Genomic DNA, 19,245 nt, shown 5'->3' on the forward strand with positions numbered 1-19,245 from the left:
GCCGTTACCGGTTCGTGTCACTCGCCTGTGGATAACTGGCAGGGGTATGTCTGATTTTCAGGCCTTTTCGGCGCTGAAGTGAAGGGTAAATTTCGTAGAGACATACGTACGGATGCGCGGTCCGGTTCGGTTAAGCGGGATCGATCTCGCGCAGCAGGCCCGACTTCACGTCGAAGACGAAGCCGCGGACGTCGTCGGTGTGCAACAGGAACGGGTTGGTGCGCACGCGCTGCATCGACTGGCGTACGTCCTGGTCGACGTCCCGGAAGGCCTCCACGGACCAGGCGGGGCGCTGGCCGACCTCGGCCTCCAGCTCCTGCCGGAAGTCCTCCGTGAGGGACTCCAGGCCGCAGCCGGTGTGGTGGATGAGTATGACGCTGCGCGTGCCGAGCGCCCGCTGGCTGATGGTCAGGGAGCGGATCACGTCGTCGGTGACGGCACCGCCCGCATTGCGGATGGTGTGGCAGTCGCCGAGCTCCAGACCGAGCGCGGCATGCAGATCGAGGCGGGCGTCCATGCAGGCCACGACCGCCACCTGGAGTACGGGGCGGGCGTCCATCCCCGGGTCGGTGAAAGCGGCGGCGTACTCCCCGTTGGCCTCCACGAGACGGTCGATGACGGTGCCGTCGGTGGTTATGGCGCCTTCGGGTCCGGTGGGAACTGATGCGGAAGTCGTCATAAGCATGACGGTACTGGTCACGCCCGTCGCGGGCCTGCTGTGAGAGGGGACAAAGAACATCAATGAGTGTTGTTGTGAGGTAACCCACACGGGTGGTGCGAGTGTACCCGTACGAGTGATTATGCGTGATTTGCGGCTTGCCGGGCCAAGGTGCACGACGCGCAGGCCGGTTGATTGACCGCGTGACACCGTGGACTAAAGTGACGCGAAGCGGGAGCCGAGACTCCCTGCTGGATTGACATCCCCCGCGTGCGCGGCGCGTACGTACGGCTCGGCCTCCTCCCGCTCCCGGTCGGCTGACGCTTCCGGCGCCGGCGGGCCTCCCCTTCTCCGAGCGGGCGGGGACCCGGCGGTGCGTGTCGGCCGTGCCGGACCTGAGAGGGCCCCTTGAGCCAGAGTCGACATGTCCCGGTGATGCTCCAGCGGTGCCTGGACCTGTTGGCCCCCGCACTGGAGCGGCCCGGAGCCGTCGTCGTCGACTGCACCCTCGGTCTCGGCGGCCACAGCGAGGCGTTGCTCGCCCGTTTCCCCGAGGCCCGGCTGGTCGCCCTCGACCGCGACAAGGAGGCACTGCGCCTCTCCGGGGAGCGGCTCGCCCCCTTCGGTGAGCGGGCCGACCTGGTGCACGCGGTGTACGACGAACTGCCCGACGTACTCGACCGGCTGGGCCTGTCGAGGGTCGACGGTGTCCTCTTCGACCTCGGTGTCTCCTCCATGCAACTCGACGAGGCCGACCGGGGGTTCGCCTACGCCCAGGACGCGCCGCTCGACATGCGCATGGACCAGACGACCGGCATCGGCGCCGCCGAGGTCCTCAACACCTACCCGCCGGGCGAACTCGTCCGGATCCTCCGGGCGTACGGCGAGGAGAAGCAGGCCAAGCGGATCGTCTCCGCGGTCGTGCGCGAGCGCGACAAGGAGCCGTTCACGAACAGCGCCCGGCTGGTCGAACTTATCCGCGACTCGTTGCCGCAGGCCGCCAAGCGAACCGGCGGCAACCCCGCCAAGCGGACCTTCCAGGCGCTGCGCATCGAGGTCAACGGTGAACTGACCGTTCTGGAACGGGCGATCCCGGCCGCGGTGAAGGCCCTCGCCGTCGGCGGCCGGATCGCCGTCCTGTCGTACCACTCGCTTGAGGACCGGCTGGTCAAGCAGGTGTTCGCGGCCGGCGCGGCCAACACCGCGCCCCCCGGACTGCCGGTCGTGCCCGAGCGTTACCAGCCGCGGCTCAAGCTGCTCACCCGTGGTGCCGAACTTCCCACCGAGGAAGAGATCGCCGAGAACCGGCGAGCCGCCCCGGCGCGACTGCGCGGGGCCCAGCGCATCAGGGAGGACGCCGAGTGAGCTGTACGGAGGGAACCGCGGGTGAGTAGGAATCCCGAACTCAAGGGCCGGGCCGCCCGGCTGGCCCGGCTCTTCCCCACGGGACCGGGGCAGCCCGCCCGTGCCCCCTTTGTCCTGCTCGTCGTCTTCCTGCTGGGCGGCGGCCTCATCGGGCTCCTCGTGCTGAACTCCGCGCTCAGCGAAGGAGGGTTCCGTCTCGACGACCTCCAGAAGGACACCAAGAGCCTCACCGACGAGGAACAGGCGCTCCAGCGGGACGTGGACGCCTACGCCGCGCCCGACGCCCTCCAGCGCCGGGCCAGGGAACTCGGCATGGTGCCCGGCGGCGACCCGGCCTTCCTGGGCCCCGACGGCACCGTCAGGGGTGTCCCCGGCGCCGCGGAACCGGCGTTGCTGCGGATCCCGGCGGTGGTACCGCCAGAGGTGAACGTCCCCGAGCCGGCGCCCGCGCCCGCTGCCACCCCCACTTCCACACCGACGCCCACTGTCACCCCTGAGGCGACGCTCACACCGGTCCCCTCCGCCCCGGCGTCGGCGGAGCAGGCCCCTGCGGTCACTCCCAGTCGCACCCCCACCCCCACCCCCACCCTCCCCTCCACGACCCCCGGCAGGTGACGGAAGTGTCCGACAGGGAACCTCCGCGCCGTCGCGTGCCCGCCCCGGCCAGGTCCGGCCGCCCCGGCCCCGCCCGGCGTCCGGGCCCCGGCGCCCGCCCCGCCCGCCGCCCCACCCCTCGCCGTCCCGCCGGGCCCAAGGTCATCCGGCTCGGCAGCCCCCGGCCCCGGCTGCGCATGATCAGCCTCACGCTGGCCCTGGTGATGATCGCCTTCGTCGTACGGCTGCTCCAGGTGCAGGCCGTCGACGCGAGCGAGTACGCCGCCAAGGCCGAGCAGAACCGGTACGTCGGCCGCACCCTGGCCGCCGAACGCGGCGAGATCACCGACCGTGACGGCGTCGAACTGGCGACCAGCGTGGACGCGTACGACATCACCGCCGACCCGTCGATGTTCACGCCGAAGAGCACGAAGCTGGGCGACGCCCCCGAGCAGGCCGCCGCTCTCCTCGCGCCGATCCTCGGGCAGGACGCGGCCGGCATCGCCGAGAAGCTGAAGGCGCCGGACACGCGCTACACGCTGCTCGCGCACCGTCAGACCCCTCAGGTGTGGACGCAGATCAAGGACCTGAAGTCCACCCTGGCCACCAAGTCCGGAACCGACCCGGACACCGTCAACGTCCTCGCCGGTGTGCTGGCCGTGCCCGCGAGCAAGCGTGTCTATCCGAACGGCGGACTCGCCGCCGGACTGCTGGGCTGGGTCAGCGCCGACGGCAAGGGCGGCGGCGGCCTCGAACAGCAGCTGAACGGCGAACTGGCCGGACAGGACGGCGAGATCCGGTACGCACAGTCAGGAGGACGGCAGGTGCCCACCGCCGACTCCACCGAGACGCCCGCGGTGCCCGGTTCCGACGTCGAACTGACCATCGACCGCGACATCCAGTGGGCCGCGCAGAACGCCATCACCGAGCAGGTGAAGAAGTCGAAGGCGGACCGCGGGTACGTGATAGTGCAGGACACCCGGACCGGCCAGATCCTGGCCATGGCCAACTCGCCCGGCTTCGACCCCAACGACCTCACCAGGGCGAACCCGGACGCACTGGGCAACGCGTCCCTCCAGGACGCCTACGAGCCCGGCTCCACCGCCAAGGTCATGTCGATGGCCGCCGTACTCGAGGAGAACGTCGCCACGCCCGCGACGCATGTTGTCGTGCCCAACCGGCTGCACCGGGGCGACCGGCTCTTCAAGGACGACATCGACCACCCGACCTGGTACCTCACCCTCAACGGCGTGCTCGCCAAGTCCAGCAACATCGGCACCATCCTGGCCACCGGCCAACTCGGCAAGACACAGGCGCAGTCCAACCAGGTCCTCTACTCCTACCTGCGCAAGTTCGGCCTCGGCAGCTACACCGGGCTCGACTTCCCCGGCGAGACCAAGGGCATCCTCGCGCCGCCCGACCAGTGGTCGACCTCCCAGCAGTTCACGATCCCCTTCGGCCAGGGTGTGTCCCTCAACGCGCTGCAGGCGGCCTCCGTCTACTCGACGATCGCCAACGGCGGCGTCCGCGTGGAGCCCACCGTGATCCGGGGCACCAAGGGCGCCGACGGCCGGTTCACGCCCGTCGCCGAACCGAAGAGGACCCGGGTCGTCAGTGAGAAGACGGCGAAGACCCTCGCCAGGATGCTGGAGTCCGTCGTGGACGACGAGGAGGGCACCGGCGCCAAGGCGCGTATTCCCGGCTACCGGGTGGCGGGCAAGACGGGTACCGCCAACCGTGTGGATCCGGCCACCGGCCGTTACCACGGATACACCTCGTCGTTCGCCGGGTTCGCGCCCGCGGACAGCCCCCGCATCACCGTCTACTGCGCCATCCAGAACGCCACCAAGGGCAGTTACTTCGGAGGTCAGATCTGTGGCCCCATCTACAAGGAGGTCATGGAGTTCGCCCTGAAGACCCTTCAGGTGCCGCCCACCGGGGCCAAGGCCGCGAATCTCCCCGTGTCCTTCACGCCCTGACCAGCACGGAAACCAGCCAGGAATCAGCTCGTGAACACGATCTCTCCCGACTCTCCCGACCCGGGGCGCAGCGCCCCGGCGCACGCCCCGGCCGTGCCCTCACTTCGCCCGTCCGGGGGTGCGCCCGGTACGCTCACCGCCGTGCCAGACGCCGATCAGTACCAATCCACCCAGAAGGGCGTTCCTGTGACATATCCGGGACCGCCGAGGCCGGTTCACGTCTCCGCCACACCCCTCGCGGAACTGGTCGGCCAGCTGGGTGCCCCACAGCCCCCGGCCCCGCAGGACACCGCGCAGGACGTGATCGTCGCGGTCACGGGCATCACCCACGACTCGCGCGCCGTCCGTCCCGGCGACCTGTACGCCGCCCTCCCGGGGGCCCGGCTGCACGGCGCCGACTTCGTGACCCAGGCCGCGGGACTCGGCGCGGCCGCCGTGCTGACCGACCCCACCGGCGCCGAACGAGCCGCCGCCACCGGGCTTCCGGTGCTGGTGGCCGACGACCCGCGCGCGCGGATGGGCGAACTGGCGGCCACGATCTACGGCCGTCCGGGGCGCGATCTGCTCCAGATCGGGATCACCGGCACCTCCGGCAAGACCACCACCGCGTACCTCGTCGAGGGCGGCCTCCGGACGGAGCGGGCCACCGGGCTGATCGGCACGGTCGAGACGCGCATCGGCGACGAGCGCATCAAGTCCGAACGCACCACGCCCGAGGCCACCGACCTCCAGGCCCTGTTCGCGGTGATGCGCGAGCGCGGGGTCGAGGCGGTCGCCATGGAGGTCTCCAGCCATGCGCTGATCCTCGGCCGGGTCGACGGCTGCGTCTTCGACATCGCCGTGTTCACCAACCTCAGCCCGGAACACATGGAGTTCCACTCCGGCATGGAGGACTACTTCCAGGCCAAGGCGCGGCTGTTCACTCCCGAACGCAGCAAACTCGGGGTCGTCAACCACGACGACGCCTACGGCCGGCGGCTCGCCAGGGAGGCCACCGTCCCGGTCATCACCTTCTCCGCCGAGGGCCACCCGGACGCCGACTGGCGCGCCGAGAACGTCCAGGTCGGCCCGATGGACTCGACGTTCACGGCGGCCGGCCCCAAGGACCAGCGGATCAGCGCCAGGTCGCCGCTCGCGGGCACCTTCAACGTCGCCAACACCCTCGCCGCGATCGTCGCCCTCGCCGAGGCCGGATTCGCCCCGCAGGCCGCCGCCGACGGCATCGCCGCCGTACCGGGAGTGCCGGGGCGCCTGGAGCGGGTGGACGTGGGCCAGCCGTATCTCGCGGTCGTCGACTACGCGCACAAGACGGACGCCGTCGAATCGGTGCTGCGCGCGCTGCGCAAGGTCACCGAGGGCAGCCTGCACGTGGTGCTCGGCTGCGGCGGGGACCGGGACACGACCAAGCGCGCGCCCATGGGCGCCGCCGTGGCCCGGCTCGCCGACACCGCCGTACTGACCTCCGACAACCCCCGCTCCGAGGACCCCCTCGCGATCCTCGCGGCCATGCTCGAAGGCGCGGCCTCTGTGCCGGCCCACGAGCGCGGCGAGGTCCAGGTGTTCGAGGACCGGGCCGCGGCCATCACCGCCGCCGTGGCCCGCGCGCGGCCCGGGGACACCGTGCTGGTCGCGGGCAAGGGCCACGAGCAGGGCCAGGACATCGCCGGGGTGGTCCGTCCGTTCGACGACCGCCAGGTGCTTCGCGAAGCTATCCAGAAGACCCAGGGATGAACTTGTGATCGCCCTCTCCCTCGCCGAGATCGCAGCTGTCGTCGGCGGGCAGACTTACGACATACCGGATCCGTCGGTCCAGGTCACCGGACAGGTCGTCAGGGACTCCCGTGAGGTGGAGCCCGGCAGCCTCTTCGTCGCCTTCGCCGGCGAGCACGTCGACGGCCACGACTTCGCCGCCGCGGTCGTCGAGGCGGGCGCGGTCGCCGTACTGGCCTCCCGGCCGGTCGGTGTGCCCGCGGTCGTCGTGGACGACGTACAACGGGCGCTGGGCGCCCTCGCGCGGCACGTGGTCCAGAGGCTCGGCGCGACCCTCGTGGCCCTCACCGGCTCCGCGGGCAAGACCAGCACCAAGGACCTGATCGCCCAGGTGCTCCGGCACAAGGCACCGACGGTCTTCACGCCCGGCTCGCTCAACAACGAGATCGGGCTGCCGCTGACCGCGCTGAGCGCCACCGAGGAGACCAGGTTCCTGGTCCTGGAGATGGGCGCCCGCGGCATCGGTCACATCCGCTATCTGACGGAACTGACGCCCCCGCGGATCGGCCTCGTCATCAACGTCGGCACCGCCCACATCGGCGAGTTCGGCGGACGCGAACAGATCGCACAGGCGAAGGGCGAACTCGTCGAGGCGCTGCCCTCCGAGGCCGACGGCGGCACCGCGATCCTCAATGCCGACGATCCCCTCGTACGGGCCATGGCGACTCGAACAAAGGCGAAGGTGATCTTCTTCGGCGAGTCCGGCGAAGCGGACGTACGCGCCGAGAACGTACGACTCACGGACAGGGGACAGCCTGCCTTCAGGCTCCACACACCCTCCGGTGCAAGCGACGTGACCATGCGCCTGTACGGTGAGCATCACGTGTCGAACGCGCTCGCCGCCGCCGCCGTCGCCCATGAGCTGGGCATGTCCGCAGACGAGATCGCCACCGCGCTCTCCGAGGCGGGCTCCCTCTCCCGCTGGCGGATGGAGGTCACCGAGCGCCCGGACGGCGTGACGATCGTCAACGACGCCTACAACGCGAACCCCGAGTCCATGCGAGCGGCTTTGCGCGCGCTCGCGGCCATGGGCAGGGGACGCCGTACGTGGGCGGTGCTCGGCAAGATGGCCGAGCTCGGGGACGAGGCGCTCGCCGAGCACGACGCGGTCGGACGGCTGGCCGTCCGGCTCAATGTCGGCAAGCTCGTCGCGGTCGGGGGCAGGGAAGCGTCCTGGCTCCAACTGGGCGCATATAACGAGGGTTCGTGGGGTGAGGAGTCGGTGCACGTGTCCGACGCACAGGCGGCTGTCGACCTGTTGCGCAGCGAGCTGCGCCCGGGGGATGTCGTGCTCGTGAAGGCGTCCCGGTCGGTCGGGCTCGAACGGGTGGCGCAGGCGCTGCTGCCCGGCGCCGAGGGTGAGGTTGCCGTCCGATGATGAACCAGATCCTGTTCTCGGGAGTCATCGGTCTCTTCCTGACGCTGATCGGCACCCCGCTGCTGATCAAACTGCTGGCACGGAAGGGCTACGGCCAGTACATCCGTGACGACGGCCCGCGCGAGCACCATGCCAAGCGCGGTACGCCGACCATGGGCGGTATCGCCTTCATCATGGCGACGTTCGCCGCGTACTTCCTGTCCAAGGTGATCACCGGCAAGCCGCCGACCTTCTCCGGGCTGCTCGTGCTCGGTCTGATGGGCGGCATGGGCCTCGTCGGCTTCCTGGACGACTACATCAAGATCGTCAAGCGGCGCTCGCTCGGTCTGCGGGCCAAGGCGAAGATGGCCGGCCAGCTGACCGTCGGTATCGCCTTCGCGGTGCTCTCGCTCCAGTTCAAGGACAACCTCGGCAACACGCCGGCCTCCACGAAGCTCTCCTTCGTGCAGGACTTCGGCTGGACGATCGGCCCGGTGCTGTTCGTCGTCTGGGCGCTGTTCATGATCCTTGCCATGTCGAACGGCGTGAACCTGACGGACGGTCTGGACGGCCTCGCCACCGGCGCCTCCGTCCTCGTCTTCGGCGCGTACACGTTCATCGGCGTCTGGCAGTTCCAGGAGGCCTGCGCCAACGCGATGACCCTGACCAACCCGTCGGCCTGCTACGAGGTACGAGATCCACTGGACCTCGCCGTGGTCGCCTCGGCGCTGATGGGCTCCTGCCTCGGCTTCCTGTGGTGGAACACGTCGCCCGCCAAGATCTTCATGGGCGACACCGGTTCACTGGCCCTGGGCGGCGCGCTCGCCGGCCTCGCGATCTGCTCCCGTACGGAACTGCTGCTGGCGCTCCTCGGCGGCCTGTTCGTCCTGATCACCATGTCGGTGGTCATCCAGGTCGGCTCGTTCAAGATGACCGGCAAGCGCGTGTTCCGGATGGCGCCGCTCCAGCACCACTTCGAGCTCAAGGGCTGGTCCGAAGTCCTGGTCGTGGTCCGCTTCTGGATCATCCAGGGCATCTGCGTGATCGTCGGACTGGGCATCTTCTACGCGGGATGGGCGGCCGAGAAGTGACATCCGGTCAGGGCGGCGACTGGGACGGAATGCGGATCACCGTCGCCGGTCTCGGGGTGAGCGGCATCAGCGCCGCCCGCGCCCTGACCGCCCTCGGTGCCCTGGTCACCGTCGTGGACGGCGGGGACTCCGAGGCCCACCGGGAACGCGCGGCGGCCCTGGAGGGCATCGAGGTACGCCTCGGGGACGCGGAGACGCTGCCCGAGGGCACCGGACTCGTCGTCACCTCGCCCGGCTGGAAGCCGAGTTCACCGCTCTTCGCGGCTGCGGCCGAGGCGGGTGTGGACGTCGTCGGTGACGTGGAGATCGCCTGGCGGCTGCGCGGCCCGGATGCCGCGCCCTGGCTGGCGATCACCGGTACCAACGGCAAGACGACCACCACCCAGATGCTCGCCTCGATCCTGCGGGCGGCAGGCCTGCGTACGGCCGCCGTCGGCAACATCGGCACGCCGATCATCGACGTGGTCCTCGGCGAGGGCACCTACAGCGATCTCGATGTACTCGCCGTCGAACTCTCCAGCTACCAGCTGCACTGGGCGCCCTCCCTGCGCGTCCACTCCGCCGCCGTCCTCAACCTCGCCCCCGACCACCTCGACTGGCACGGCTCCATGGAGGCGTACGCCGCCGACAAGGGCCGGATCTACGAGGGCAATCGGGTCGCCTGTGTCTACAACGTGGATGCCACCGACAAACCGTCCACCGAGGACCTGGTGCGCGAGGCGGACGTCGAGGAGGGCTGCCGGGCCGTCGGGTTCACGCTCGGCGCGCCCGGACCGTCCCAACTCGGCGTCGTGGACGGCATCCTGGTCGACCGCGCCTTTGTCGAGAACCGGCAGCGGAACGCCCAGGAACTGGCGGAGGTGGCGGACGTCAACCCGCCGGCCCCGCACAACATCGCCAACGCCCTTGCCGCGGCTGCCCTCGCACGCGCCTACGGGGTGCCCGCGAAGGCGGTCCGGGACGGCCTTCGGGCCTTCACCCCGGACGCGCACCGCATCGCGCACGTGGCCGACGTGGACGGGGTCGCCTACGTCGACGACTCCAAGGCGACCAACACCCACGCGGCCGAGGCCTCCTTGGCGGCGTACGAGTCGATCGTGTGGATCGCCGGCGGGCTCGCCAAGGGCGCGACCTTCGACGAACTGGTCGCCAAGTCGGCAAAGCGACTTCGTGGGGTGGTGCTGATCGGCGCCGACCGTGCGCAGATCGGCGAAGCCCTGGCGCGACACGCCCCGGAAGTACCCGTCGTCGACCTCGACCGGACCGACACTGGGGCGATGCTCGCGGCTGTTCAGGAGGCCCGGCGGCTCGCCGAGGCGGGCGACACGGTGCTGCTGGCACCGGCCTGTGCCTCCATGGACATGTTCGCCAACTACAACAAGCGCGGTGACGCGTTCGCGCAGGCCGTTCGCGAACTCGCTGCGGGGACCTGACGGTCGGTCTTCGGCCGCGGTGCCTGGAGGGACGCGTGACTGGGATGTGGCTCGGGAACTGTCGGTGGGTCGTTCGCTGCGGGCCCGTGGGGGCTGGTCGCGCCCCGCGGCGGAGCCGCAGATCGGAAACAGCCCCGCGCCACTCTGGGGCGCGGGGAGGCTCTGATGGTCAGTAGTCGTACCGGGCAGGCGCCCGTTCAGGGACGCGTGCGGGTTCGGCGGCCCGCCGCTCCCCGGCCGCCCCGTGACAACCCCGTACGCCGCCTTCACGGGCGCCTGCAGCGGGCCTGGGACCGGCCGCTGACCGCGTACTACGTGATCCTCGGCGGCTCCCTGCTGATCACGGTGCTCGGGCTGGTGATGGTCTACTCGGCCTCCCAGATCAAGGCGCTCCAGCTGTCGCTGCCCGGGTCCTTCTTCTTCCGCAAGCAGTTCCTCGCGGCCTCCATCGGCGGCGTGCTGCTGTTCGCGGCCTCGCGCATGCCCGTGAAGCTGCACCGGGCGCTCGCCTACCCGATCCTCGCCGGCTCCGTCTTCCTGATGGTTCTCGTGCAGGTACCCGGGATAGGGCTGGCGATCAACGGCAACCAGAACTGGATCTCGCTGGGCGGCTCCTTCCAGATCCAGCCGAGCGAGTTCGGCAAGCTCGCCCTGGTGCTGTGGGGCGCCGACCTGATCGCGCGCAAGGAGGACAAGCGGCTGCTCACGCAGTGGAAGCACATGCTGGTGCCGCTGGTCCCGGTGACATTCATGCTGCTCGGCCTGATCATGCTCGGCGGCGACATGGGGACGGCGATCATCCTCACCGCCATCCTGTTCGGGCTGCTGTGGCTGGCCGGGGCGCCCACGCGACTGTTCGTGGGCGTGCTGTCCGTCGCAGCGTTCATCGGCCTGGTCCTCATCAAGACCAGCCCCAACCGCATGGCCCGCTTCCAGTGCATCGGCGCCACCGAGCCCGGCACCGGGGCCAACTCCTGCTGGCAGGCCGTGCACGGCATCTACGCGCTCGCCTCCGGTGGCCTGTTCGGTTCGGGCCTCGGCGCGAGTGTGGAAAAATGGGGGCAACTGCCCGAAGCGCACACCGACTTCATCTTTGCCGTCACCGGGGAGGAACTGGGCCTGGCGGGGACGCTGTCGGTACTCGCCCTCTTCGCGGCCCTAGGCTATGCGGGTATCCGCGTGGCCGGACGCACGGAGGACCCCTTCGTGAGGTACGCCGCGGGAGGTGTGACCACCTGGATCACCGCTCAGGCAGTGATCAACATCGGTGCGGTGCTCGGCCTGCTGCCGATCGCCGGTGTCCCGCTCCCGCTGTTCTCCTACGGGGGCTCCGCCCTGCTGCCGACCATGTTCGCCGTCGGACTGCTGATCGCCTTCGCCCGTGACGAACCGGGGGCGCGGGCGGCGCTTTCGTTGCGGCAACCTCGCTTTGGTAGAAAGCGGGGAGCCGGGGGCCCGGTGTCCGATCGGAGCCCCCGGAGATGGAAAACGATGAGACGGCGTGCCTCGGCGGCGCGTTCGTCCGGAGAGCGGTGAATTTCGGTGCATGTCGTACTCGCCGGTGGGGGGACCGCCGGTCACATCGAGCCCGCGCTCGCCCTCGCGGACGCCCTGCGCAGGGCTGATCCCACAGTGGGGATCACGGCCCTGGGCACGGAACGCGGTCTGGAGACCCGGCTCGTCCCCGAACGGGGCTATGACCTGGCGCTGATCCCAGCGGTCCCCCTGCCGCGCAAGCCCACCCCCGAACTGATCACCGTCCCCGGACGGCTGCGCGGCACGATCAAGGCCGCCGAGCAGATCCTGGAACGCACCAAGGCCGACGCGGTTGTCGGTTTCGGCGGCTATGTGGCCCTGCCCGGCTACCTCGCCGCCAAGCGCCTGGGTGTGCCGATCGTCGTCCACGAGGCCAACGCCCGTCCCGGCCTCGCCAACAAGATCGGCTCGCGGTACGCCGCCCAGGTCGCCGTCTCCACCCCGGACAGCAAGCTCCGCGGTGCCCGCTACATCGGCATCCCGCTGCGCCGTTCCATCGCCACCCTCGACCGGGCCGCCGTACGCCCCGAGGCGCGGGCCGCGTTCGGGCTCGACCCGAGCCTGCCGACGCTGCTGGTCTCCGGCGGTTCGCAGGGCGCCCGGCACCTGAACGAGGTGATCGAGCGGGTCGCGCCGTACCTCCAGCAGGCCGGTATCCAGGTGCTGCACGCGGTCGGCCCGAAGAACGAACTGCCGCAGGTACACCAGATGCCGGGGATGCCCCCCTACATCCCGGTACCGTACGTGGACCGGATGGACCTCGCGTACGCCGCGGCCGACATGATGCTCTGCCGCGCGGGCGCGATGACCGTCGCCGAACTCTCCGCCGTCGGACTCCCGGCCGCCTACGTACCGCTGCCCATCGGCAACGGCGAACAGCGGCTGAACGCCCAGCCGCTGGTCAAGGCCGGCGGCGGACTCCTGGTCGACGACGCGGAACTGACGCCCCAATGGGTGCAGCAGAACGTCCTGCCCGTCCTCGCGGACCCGCACCGGCTGTACGAGATGTCCCGCGCCGCCAGCGAGTTCGGCCGCCGGGACGCCGACGAGCTGCTCGTCGGCATGGTGTACGAGGCGATCGCCTCGCGCCACCGCTAGGCGACGAAGGAAGGCAGGAAAGGGCGTGGCCGGAGGAGCGACGACCGCGGAACGCGGCGAACGGCAGCAGGACACCTCCGGCCCGCCCCGTCGGCCGGGCCTCCTCGGCCGCCTGGGGCCGCGCAGGCTGCGTACGGTCGTCCTCCTGGCCCTCGCCCTGCTCGTCCTCGGCGGGGGCGCCCTCTGGGTCCTCTACGGCTCCCGGTGGACGCGGGTGGAGCGCGTGTCGGTGTCGGGGACCGGTGTTCTGACGCAGGCACAGGTGCGGGAGGCCGCCGACGTGCCGGTCGGGGAACCGCTCGTTTCCGTCGGCACCGACGCGATCGAGTCCCGACTGCTCCGGAAATTGCCCCGAATTGACTCGGTTGAGGTCACTCGATCCTGGCCGCACGGAATCGGGCTGAAAGTGGTCGAACGTACCCCTGTCCTGATTGTCGAAAGCACCGGGAATGGGGGCAAGTATGTCGAAGTGGACGCGAAAGGCGTGCGATTCGCGACGGTTTCAGATGCGCCCAAAGGTGTACCCGTATTGGAATTGACGCTGTCCCGGACCGGTTCGCAGACCGCCAGTCTGCGCCGCTTCGGCAGTGACCGGCTGGTGCGCGAGGCGGTGCGGGTGGCAGGTGAACTGCCGGGTGCCGTCGCGCGCGCCGTCCGGACCGTCGAGGTGCGCTCGTACGACTCCGTCTCGCTGGAGTTGGGCGACGGCCGGACCGTCGAGTGGGGGAGCAGTGAGAAGGGCGGCGCGAAAGCCCGTGCGCTCACCGCCCTCATGAAAGCGGCTCCGGGTGCGCGGCACTTCGACGTGAGTGTCCCCACCGCCCCTGCGTCATCAGGGAGTTGACGCCTGTCCGTGCAGGCCACCACCCTGGTTGGGCATCGCTATGGCTGATCACATAGGGTGAAAAGAAAAACGGGAGGTTCGGCGTGTTCGTTGAACGTGCGCCACTTGTCGACTTAGTGTCCTGTTCGGAAGAGTCCAAGGAACAGACACACTGGTAACCCTAAACTTCAACGTTAGGGTTCGGGTCGGCGTTCGGACCGTCCCACTTCGGCATGAGTTGTCCGTTCGCCGCAATCGCGAACGGCGACACGTAACTCGAGGCGAGAGGCCTTCGACGTGGCAGCACCGCAGAACTACCTCGCAGTCATCAAAGTCATCGGTGTCGGCGGCGGTGGTGTCAATGCCATCAACCGGATGATCGAGGTCGGTCTGAAGGGCGTCGAGTTCATCGCCATCAACACCGATGCTCAGGCGCTGTTGATGAGCGACGCCGACGTCAAGCTCGACGTCGGCCGCGAACTCACCCGCGGACTCGGCGCCGGCGCCAACCCGGCCGTCGGCCGCAAGGCGGCAGAGGACCACCGCGAGGAGATCGAGGAGGTCCTCAAGGGGGCCGACATGGTCTTCGTGACGGCCGGCGAGGGTGGTGGTACCGGCACCGGCGGCGCGCCCGTCGTGGCCAACATCGCCCGCAACCTCGGCGCCCTCACCATCGGCGTGGTCACCCGCCCCTTCACCTTCGAAGGGCGGCGCCGCGCTAACCAGGCCGAGGACGGCATCGCGGAACTCCGCGAAGAGGTCGACACCCTCATCGTCATCCCCAACGACCGGCTGCTGTCCATCTCGGACCGCCAGGTCTCGGTCCTCGACGCCTTCAAGTCGGCGGACCAGGTCCTGCTCTCCGGCGTTCAGGGCATCACCGATCTGATCACCACCCCCGGTCTGATCAACCTCGACTTCGCGGACGTCAAGTCCGTGATGTCCGAGGCCGGTTCGGCTCTCATGGGCATCGGTTCGGCCCGTGGTGACGACCGCGCGGTGGCGGCGGCGGAGATGGCGATCTCCTCGCCCCTCCTCGAGGCCTCCATCGACGGCGCCCGGGGCGTCCTGCTCTCCATCTCCGGCGGCTCCGACCTCGGTCTGTTCGAGATCAACGAGGCCGCCCAACTGGTCAGCGAGGCCGCGCACCCCGAGGCCAACATCATCTTCGGCGCGGTCATCGACGACGCGCTCGGTGACGAGGTCCGGGTCACGGTCATTGCGGCCGGCTTCGACGGGGGCCAGCCTCCGCCGAAGCGCGACAACATCCTCGGCTCGGCCGGCGCCAAGCGTGACGAACCCACGCCGGTACGGGCCGAGAGCCGTCCGTCCTTCGGGTCGCTCGGCAGTGTCACGCCGAGGGAAGCCCCGGCGCCCGCCCCGGAGCCGGTCAACGAGATCCAGGTCTCCCCGCCGGTTCCGCCGTCCCGGTCCTACTCGGACAGCACGGCGGAGGAGCTGGACGTACCGGACTTCCTGAAGTGATAGGACAACGCTCCGGAACGAGCGACGTGAGCGGCGCGCACTTCGCCTTCACCGACCGGTGGGGCGGGGTGAGCGCCGTTCCGTACGAGGAGCTCAACCTCGGCGGAGCGGTCGGCGACGACCCCGAAGCCGTCCGCACGAATCGTGAACTGGCCGCCAAGTCCCTGGGTCTCGACCCGGAACGGGTGGTCTGGATGAACCAGGTGCACGGCAACGACGTCGCCGAGGTCGACGGGCCGTGGACCACCCAGGACGCCCCGCCCGTCGACGGCCTGGTCACCGCGACCCGCGGTCTCGCCCTCGCCGTCCTCACCGCCGACTGTGTCCCGGTCCTGCTGGCCGACCCGGTCGCCGGGGTGGTCGCCGCTGCCCACGCGGGCCGGCCGGGTATGGTCGCCGGGATCGTCCCCGCCGCGGTGGACGCCATGGAATCCCTCGGCGCCGACCCCGCCCGGATCGTCGCCCGCACCGGCCCCGCGGTCTGCGGCCGGTGCTACGAAGTACCGGAGGAGATGCGCGCCGACGTCGCCGCCGTCGAACCCGCCGCGTACGCCGAGACCGGCTGGGGCACCCCGGCGGTCGACGTGGTCGCGGGAGTGCACGCCCAGCTGGAGCGGCTCGGGGTGCGTGACCGGCAGCAGTCGCCGGTGTGCACCCTGGAGTCCGCCGACCACTTCTCGTACCGCCGCGACCGGACCACCGGGCGGCTCGCAGGCTATGTCTGGCTGGACTGATAGGACATGACGGACCGTAAGGGCGAACTCACCGCAAATCTGGCGGCAGTCGAGGAGCGTATCGCGACGGCCTGCTCGGCGGCGGGCCGCAAGCGCGAGGAGGTGACGCTGATCGTCGTCACCAAGACCTACCCCGTGAGCGATGTGCGGATTCTGTGGGAGCTCGGTGTGCGCCACGTGGCCGAGAATCGCGACCAGGACGCGGCACCGAAGGCCGAGGCGTGCGCGGATCTTTCGCTCACCTGGCATTTCGTGGGCCAGTTGCAGACCAACAAGGTGCGTTCCGTGGTCGGTTACGCCGGTGTCGTGCAGTCCGTCGACCGTGACCGGCTGGTCTCCGGACTGTCCAGGGAGGCCGTACGGGCCGGGCGCGAGGTGGGCTGTCTGATCCAGGTCGCGCTGGACGCGGAGGAGAGCGCGCGCGGGGAGCGCGGAGGCGTCGGGCCGGGCGGAATCGGGGAGTTGGCCGACATGGTGGCCGGGGCCGAGGGGCTCAGGCTGGAGGGGCTGATGACCGTCGCACCGCTGACCGGACCGTACGCCGGACGTGAACTTGTGGCGTTCGAGAGGCTGATGGATTTGTCGACTGCTATGCGCCGCACGCATCCGGCTGCGAACATGGTGTCCGCAGGGATGAGTGCGGACCTCGAAAAGGCCGTGGCGGCCGGGGCGACACATGTACGCGTCGGCAGTGCGGTACTCGGAGTCCGTCCCAGGCTCGGGTAACGTCGCCAGGAAGTCGGACCACAGCAGAAAATATGGTCATTACCGCTGCGAGGCGGTAATAACGACCTCGTGGATCGCGGGCACTTGGCATTCGTCAGTCGATCCACCACAGAGCGGAGGACTCAGAGCATGGCCGGCGCGATGCGCAAGATGGCGGTCTACCTCGGCCTCGTGGAGGACGATGGGTACGACGGCCGGGGATTCGACCCCGATGACGACTTCGAGCCCGAACTCGACCCCGAACCCGAGCGCGACCTGCGGCGGCGTGAGCCCTCGCACCAGCCGCACGGTTCCCACCAGTCCCACCAGCCGCATCAGTCCCAAAGGGACGAATCGGTACGAGTGGTGCAGCCGTCCGCTCCGCGTGATCCGGTGGCGCATTCGGCTTCGCTGGGCGCGGAATCCGGGCGTCCGGCGCGGATCGCGCCCGTGGCGTCCATCACACAAGAACGTCAAGGCATGGAGAAGAACGCACCGGTGATCATGCCCAAGGTCGTGTCGGAACGAGAGCCTTACCGGATCACCACGCTCCACCCCCGGACCTACAACGAGGCCCGTACCATCGGGGAACACTTCCGTGAGGGCACGCCTGTGATCATGAATCTCACTGAGATGGATGACACAGATGCGAAGCGACTTGTCGACTTTGCGGCCGGTTTGGTGTTTGGTCTTCACGGCAGCATCGAGCGGGTGACGCAGAAGGTGTTCCTGTTGTCGCCTGCTAACGTCGATGTCACGGCGGAGGACAAGGCCCGCATCGCAGAGGGCGGGTTCTTCAACCAGAGCTGAGACGCACGACCGGAAACAGCGGCAACAAGGCAGCACCAACAGCGGTACCAACGGCGGTACCAGCAGCACGGAAACATGGGGAGAGGGAAGCGCGGATCATGAGCGTGGTTGGACAGGTTCTCTACATCGCGCTGATGTGCTTCCTCATCGTGCTGATCTTCCGGTTGGTCATGGACTACGTCTTCCAGTTCGCCCGCTCATGGCAGCCCGGCAAGGCGATGGTGGTCATTCTGGAGGCCACCTACACTGTCACTGATCCACCGCTCAAGCTTCTGCGGCGGGTCATCCCGCCGTTGCGTCTCGGGGGCGTGGCACTCGACCTGTCCTTCTTCGTACTGATGATCATCGTGTACATCCTGATCACCGTCGTCAGGGCGGTTTTGGTGTGAACGATACGGTCTTGCCGAATGCCGACGACTACGTTGAGGTGAAGAGATGCCATTGACCCCCGAGGATGTGCGGAACAAGCAGTTCACGACCGTCCGCCTCCGAGAAGGCTATGACGAGGACGAGGTCGATGCCTTCCTCGATGAGGTTGAAGCCGAACTGACCCGCCTGCTCCGCGAGAACGAGGACCTGCGCGCCAAGCTGGCCGCTGCCACGCGTGCCGCTGCCCAGAACCAGCAGCAGGGCATGCGCAAGCCTCCGGAACAGGACCAGCAGCAGGGCATGCAGCAGCAGGGGATGCAGCAACAGGGCATGCCCCAGCAAGGCATGCCGCAGGGCATGCGAGGCCCCGGCGGCCCGGTGCCCGCCGGCATATCGGGTCCGCCGCAGCAGCAGATGGGCGGCCCCATGGGCGGCCCGCCCCAGCTGCCCAGCGGTGCGCCGCAGTTGCCCCCGGGCCAGGGTGGCCCGCAGGGTCCCGGCCAGATGGGTCAGGGCCCCATGGGCCAGAACCCGATGCAGGGTCAGATGGGTCAGGGCCCCATGGGTCAGGGCCCGATGCAGGGTCAGATGGGCCAGGGCGGCATGCCCGGCCAGATGCAGCAGATGCCCGGTCAGCAGATGCAGGGTCAGATGCAGCAGATGGGCGGCCCGATGGGCGGTCCCCCGCAGATGATGGGCGGCCCCGGTCAGGGTCCCGGCGGCGACAGTGCCGCGCGTGTTCTCTCGCTGGCCCAGCAGACCGCCGACCAGGCGATCGCCGAGGCCCGTTCCGAGGCCAACAAGATCGTCGGCGAGGCCCGCAGCCGCGCCGAGGGCCTGGAGCGCGACGCCCGCGCCAAGGCCGACGCTCTTGAGCGGGATGCGCAGGAGAAGCACCGCGTCGCGATGGGCTCCCTGGAGTCCGCCCGCGCCACGCTGGAGCGCAAGGTCGAGGATCTGCGCGGCTTCGAGCGCGAGTACCGCACCCGCCTGAAGTCCTACCTGGAGTCGCAGCTGCGTCAGCTGGAGACCCAGGCCGACGACTCGCTGGCCCCGCCGCGTGCTCCGGCCGCGGCTTCCCTGCCGCCGTCCCCGGCGCCCTCGATGGCTCCGGCCGGCGCCGGTGCCCCGTCGTACGGCGGCGGCAACCAGGGCATGGGCAACCAAGGCATGGGTGGCCAGGGTATGGGCGGTCCCGGCCCGGCCGGTCCGTCCTACGGCGGCCAGCAGCAGATGTCCCCGGCCATGACCCAGCCCATGGCTCCGGTCCGGCCGCAGGGCCCGTCTCCGATGGGTCAGGCTCCCTCACCGATGCGCGGCTTTCTGATCGACGAGGACGACAACTGACGGCCTTTAGTACGCCTTAGGCGTCGTCGGCGTTCAGGGCGGGGCCCCGGATTTTCTTCCGGGGCCCCGCCCTTTTGCGTTGCTCCCTCTC

At 69.6% G+C, this 19,245-nt stretch carries 17 protein-coding genes; 16 read left to right on the top strand and 1 reads right to left on the bottom strand.

The window, feature by feature from the left end:
- Nucleotides 1-130: 130 nt before the first annotated feature.
- Nucleotides 131-679, bottom strand: coding sequence for a carbonic anhydrase (locus tag G3I56_RS25465; protein WP_164412749.1), 549 nt, complete (start codon nt 677-679; stop codon nt 131-133).
- Between the two features lie 387 nt (nt 680-1,066).
- Here G3I56_RS25465 and rsmH point away from each other — a divergent pair, with 387 nt between their 5' ends.
- From rsmH to G3I56_RS25545, 16 genes are all read left to right on the top strand, one after another.
- Complete coding sequence (gene rsmH / locus G3I56_RS25470; RefSeq protein WP_164412751.1) at nt 1,067-2,023, top strand: 16S rRNA (cytosine(1402)-N(4))-methyltransferase RsmH; 957 nt, start codon at nt 1,067-1,069, stop codon at nt 2,021-2,023.
- A gap of 21 nt (nt 2,024-2,044) precedes the next feature.
- Nucleotides 2,045-2,638, top strand: coding sequence for a hypothetical protein (locus tag G3I56_RS25475; RefSeq protein WP_164412753.1), 594 nt, complete (start codon nt 2,045-2,047; stop codon nt 2,636-2,638).
- 5 nt (nt 2,639-2,643) lie between these two features.
- On the top strand, nt 2,644-4,596 hold the full coding sequence (locus G3I56_RS25480) for a penicillin-binding protein 2 (RefSeq protein ID WP_343240050.1): 1,953 nt from the start codon (nt 2,644-2,646) through the stop codon (nt 4,594-4,596).
- A 141-nt stretch (nt 4,597-4,737) separates the two neighbouring features.
- Entirely contained in the window at nt 4,738-6,327 is a 1,590-nt protein-coding gene (locus G3I56_RS25485) for a UDP-N-acetylmuramoyl-L-alanyl-D-glutamate--2,6-diaminopimelate ligase (protein ID WP_343240051.1), read from the top strand.
- 4 nt (nt 6,328-6,331) lie between these two features.
- A complete protein-coding gene (gene murF / locus G3I56_RS25490) occupies nt 6,332-7,744 on the top strand; it encodes a UDP-N-acetylmuramoyl-tripeptide--D-alanyl-D-alanine ligase (RefSeq protein WP_164412757.1) in 1,413 nt (470 codons plus the stop codon).
- Complete coding sequence (gene mraY, locus G3I56_RS25495) at nt 7,741-8,814, top strand: phospho-N-acetylmuramoyl-pentapeptide-transferase (RefSeq protein ID WP_164412759.1); 1,074 nt, start codon at nt 7,741-7,743, stop codon at nt 8,812-8,814. The genes murF and mraY overlap by 4 nt, the downstream gene beginning before the upstream one ends.
- Nucleotides 8,796-10,247, top strand: a complete 1,452-nt coding sequence (murD, locus tag G3I56_RS25500) for a UDP-N-acetylmuramoyl-L-alanine--D-glutamate ligase (RefSeq protein ID WP_203690632.1) — start codon at nt 8,796-8,798, stop codon at nt 10,245-10,247. Before mraY ends, murD begins: the two co-directional genes overlap by 19 nt.
- Nucleotides 10,248-10,412: 165 nt before the next feature.
- Complete coding sequence (gene ftsW / locus G3I56_RS25505; protein WP_164412762.1) at nt 10,413-11,783, top strand: putative lipid II flippase FtsW; 1,371 nt, start codon at nt 10,413-10,415, stop codon at nt 11,781-11,783.
- A gap of 6 nt (nt 11,784-11,789) precedes the next feature.
- The gene (gene murG, locus G3I56_RS25510) at nt 11,790-12,881 is read left to right on the top strand and encodes an undecaprenyldiphospho-muramoylpentapeptide beta-N-acetylglucosaminyltransferase (RefSeq protein WP_164412764.1); all 1,092 of its coding nucleotides are present in this window, start codon (nt 11,790-11,792) and stop codon (nt 12,879-12,881) included.
- Nucleotides 12,882-12,906: 25 nt separating this feature from the next.
- Nucleotides 12,907-13,725, top strand: a complete 819-nt coding sequence (locus tag G3I56_RS25515) for an FtsQ-type POTRA domain-containing protein (RefSeq protein ID WP_164412766.1) — start codon at nt 12,907-12,909, stop codon at nt 13,723-13,725.
- A 276-nt stretch (nt 13,726-14,001) separates the two neighbouring features.
- Nucleotides 14,002-15,189 carry a cell division protein FtsZ gene (gene ftsZ / locus G3I56_RS25520; protein ID WP_164412768.1) on the top strand — a complete coding sequence of 396 codons (1,188 nt, stop codon included), beginning with the start codon at nt 14,002-14,004 and terminating at the stop codon, nt 15,187-15,189.
- Nucleotides 15,186-15,923: a peptidoglycan editing factor PgeF gene (pgeF, locus tag G3I56_RS25525; RefSeq protein ID WP_164412770.1), complete on the top strand. Its 738-nt coding sequence runs from the start codon at nt 15,186-15,188 to the stop codon at nt 15,921-15,923. The genes ftsZ and pgeF overlap by 4 nt, the downstream gene beginning before the upstream one ends.
- Before the next feature lie 6 nt (nt 15,924-15,929).
- Entirely contained in the window at nt 15,930-16,649 is a 720-nt protein-coding gene (locus G3I56_RS25530; protein WP_164412772.1) for a YggS family pyridoxal phosphate-dependent enzyme, read from the top strand.
- Between the two features lie 129 nt (nt 16,650-16,778).
- Nucleotides 16,779-17,438, top strand: a complete 660-nt coding sequence (sepF, locus tag G3I56_RS25535; RefSeq protein ID WP_164412774.1) for a cell division protein SepF — start codon at nt 16,779-16,781, stop codon at nt 17,436-17,438.
- A gap of 98 nt (nt 17,439-17,536) precedes the next feature.
- Nucleotides 17,537-17,827 (top strand): YggT family protein, encoded by a 291-nt coding sequence (locus G3I56_RS25540; protein ID WP_164412776.1) that lies wholly within the window; start codon nt 17,537-17,539, stop codon nt 17,825-17,827.
- Nucleotides 17,828-17,873: 46 nt separating this feature from the next.
- Complete coding sequence (locus tag G3I56_RS25545) at nt 17,874-19,154, top strand: DivIVA domain-containing protein (RefSeq protein WP_164412778.1); 1,281 nt, start codon at nt 17,874-17,876, stop codon at nt 19,152-19,154.
- Nucleotides 19,155-19,245 lie beyond the last annotated feature (91 nt).

This window comes from Streptomyces sp. SID12488, assembly GCF_010548275.1.
Classification (GTDB): domain Bacteria; phylum Actinomycetota; class Actinomycetes; order Streptomycetales; family Streptomycetaceae; genus Streptomyces.

Bases quoted from the DNA above. Each gene is read 5' to 3' on its own strand.
- G3I56_RS25465 (WP_164412749.1), bottom strand. From the start codon at position 679: ATGACGACTTCCGCATCAGTTCCCACCGGACCCGAAGGCGCCATAACC.
- mraY (WP_164412759.1), top strand. From the start codon at position 7,741: ATGATGAACCAGATCCTGTTCTCGGGAGTCATCGGTCTCTTCCTGACG.
- murD (WP_203690632.1), top strand. From the start codon at position 8,796: ATGGGCGGCCGAGAAGTGACATCCGGTCAGGGCGGCGACTGGGACGGA.
- ftsW (WP_164412762.1), top strand. From the start codon at position 10,413: ATGGTCAGTAGTCGTACCGGGCAGGCGCCCGTTCAGGGACGCGTGCGG.
- G3I56_RS25530 (WP_164412772.1), top strand. From the start codon at position 15,930: ATGACGGACCGTAAGGGCGAACTCACCGCAAATCTGGCGGCAGTCGAG.
- sepF (WP_164412774.1), top strand. From the start codon at position 16,779: ATGGCCGGCGCGATGCGCAAGATGGCGGTCTACCTCGGCCTCGTGGAG.
- G3I56_RS25540 (WP_164412776.1), top strand. From the start codon at position 17,537: ATGAGCGTGGTTGGACAGGTTCTCTACATCGCGCTGATGTGCTTCCTC.
- G3I56_RS25545 (WP_164412778.1), top strand. From the start codon at position 17,874: ATGCCATTGACCCCCGAGGATGTGCGGAACAAGCAGTTCACGACCGTC.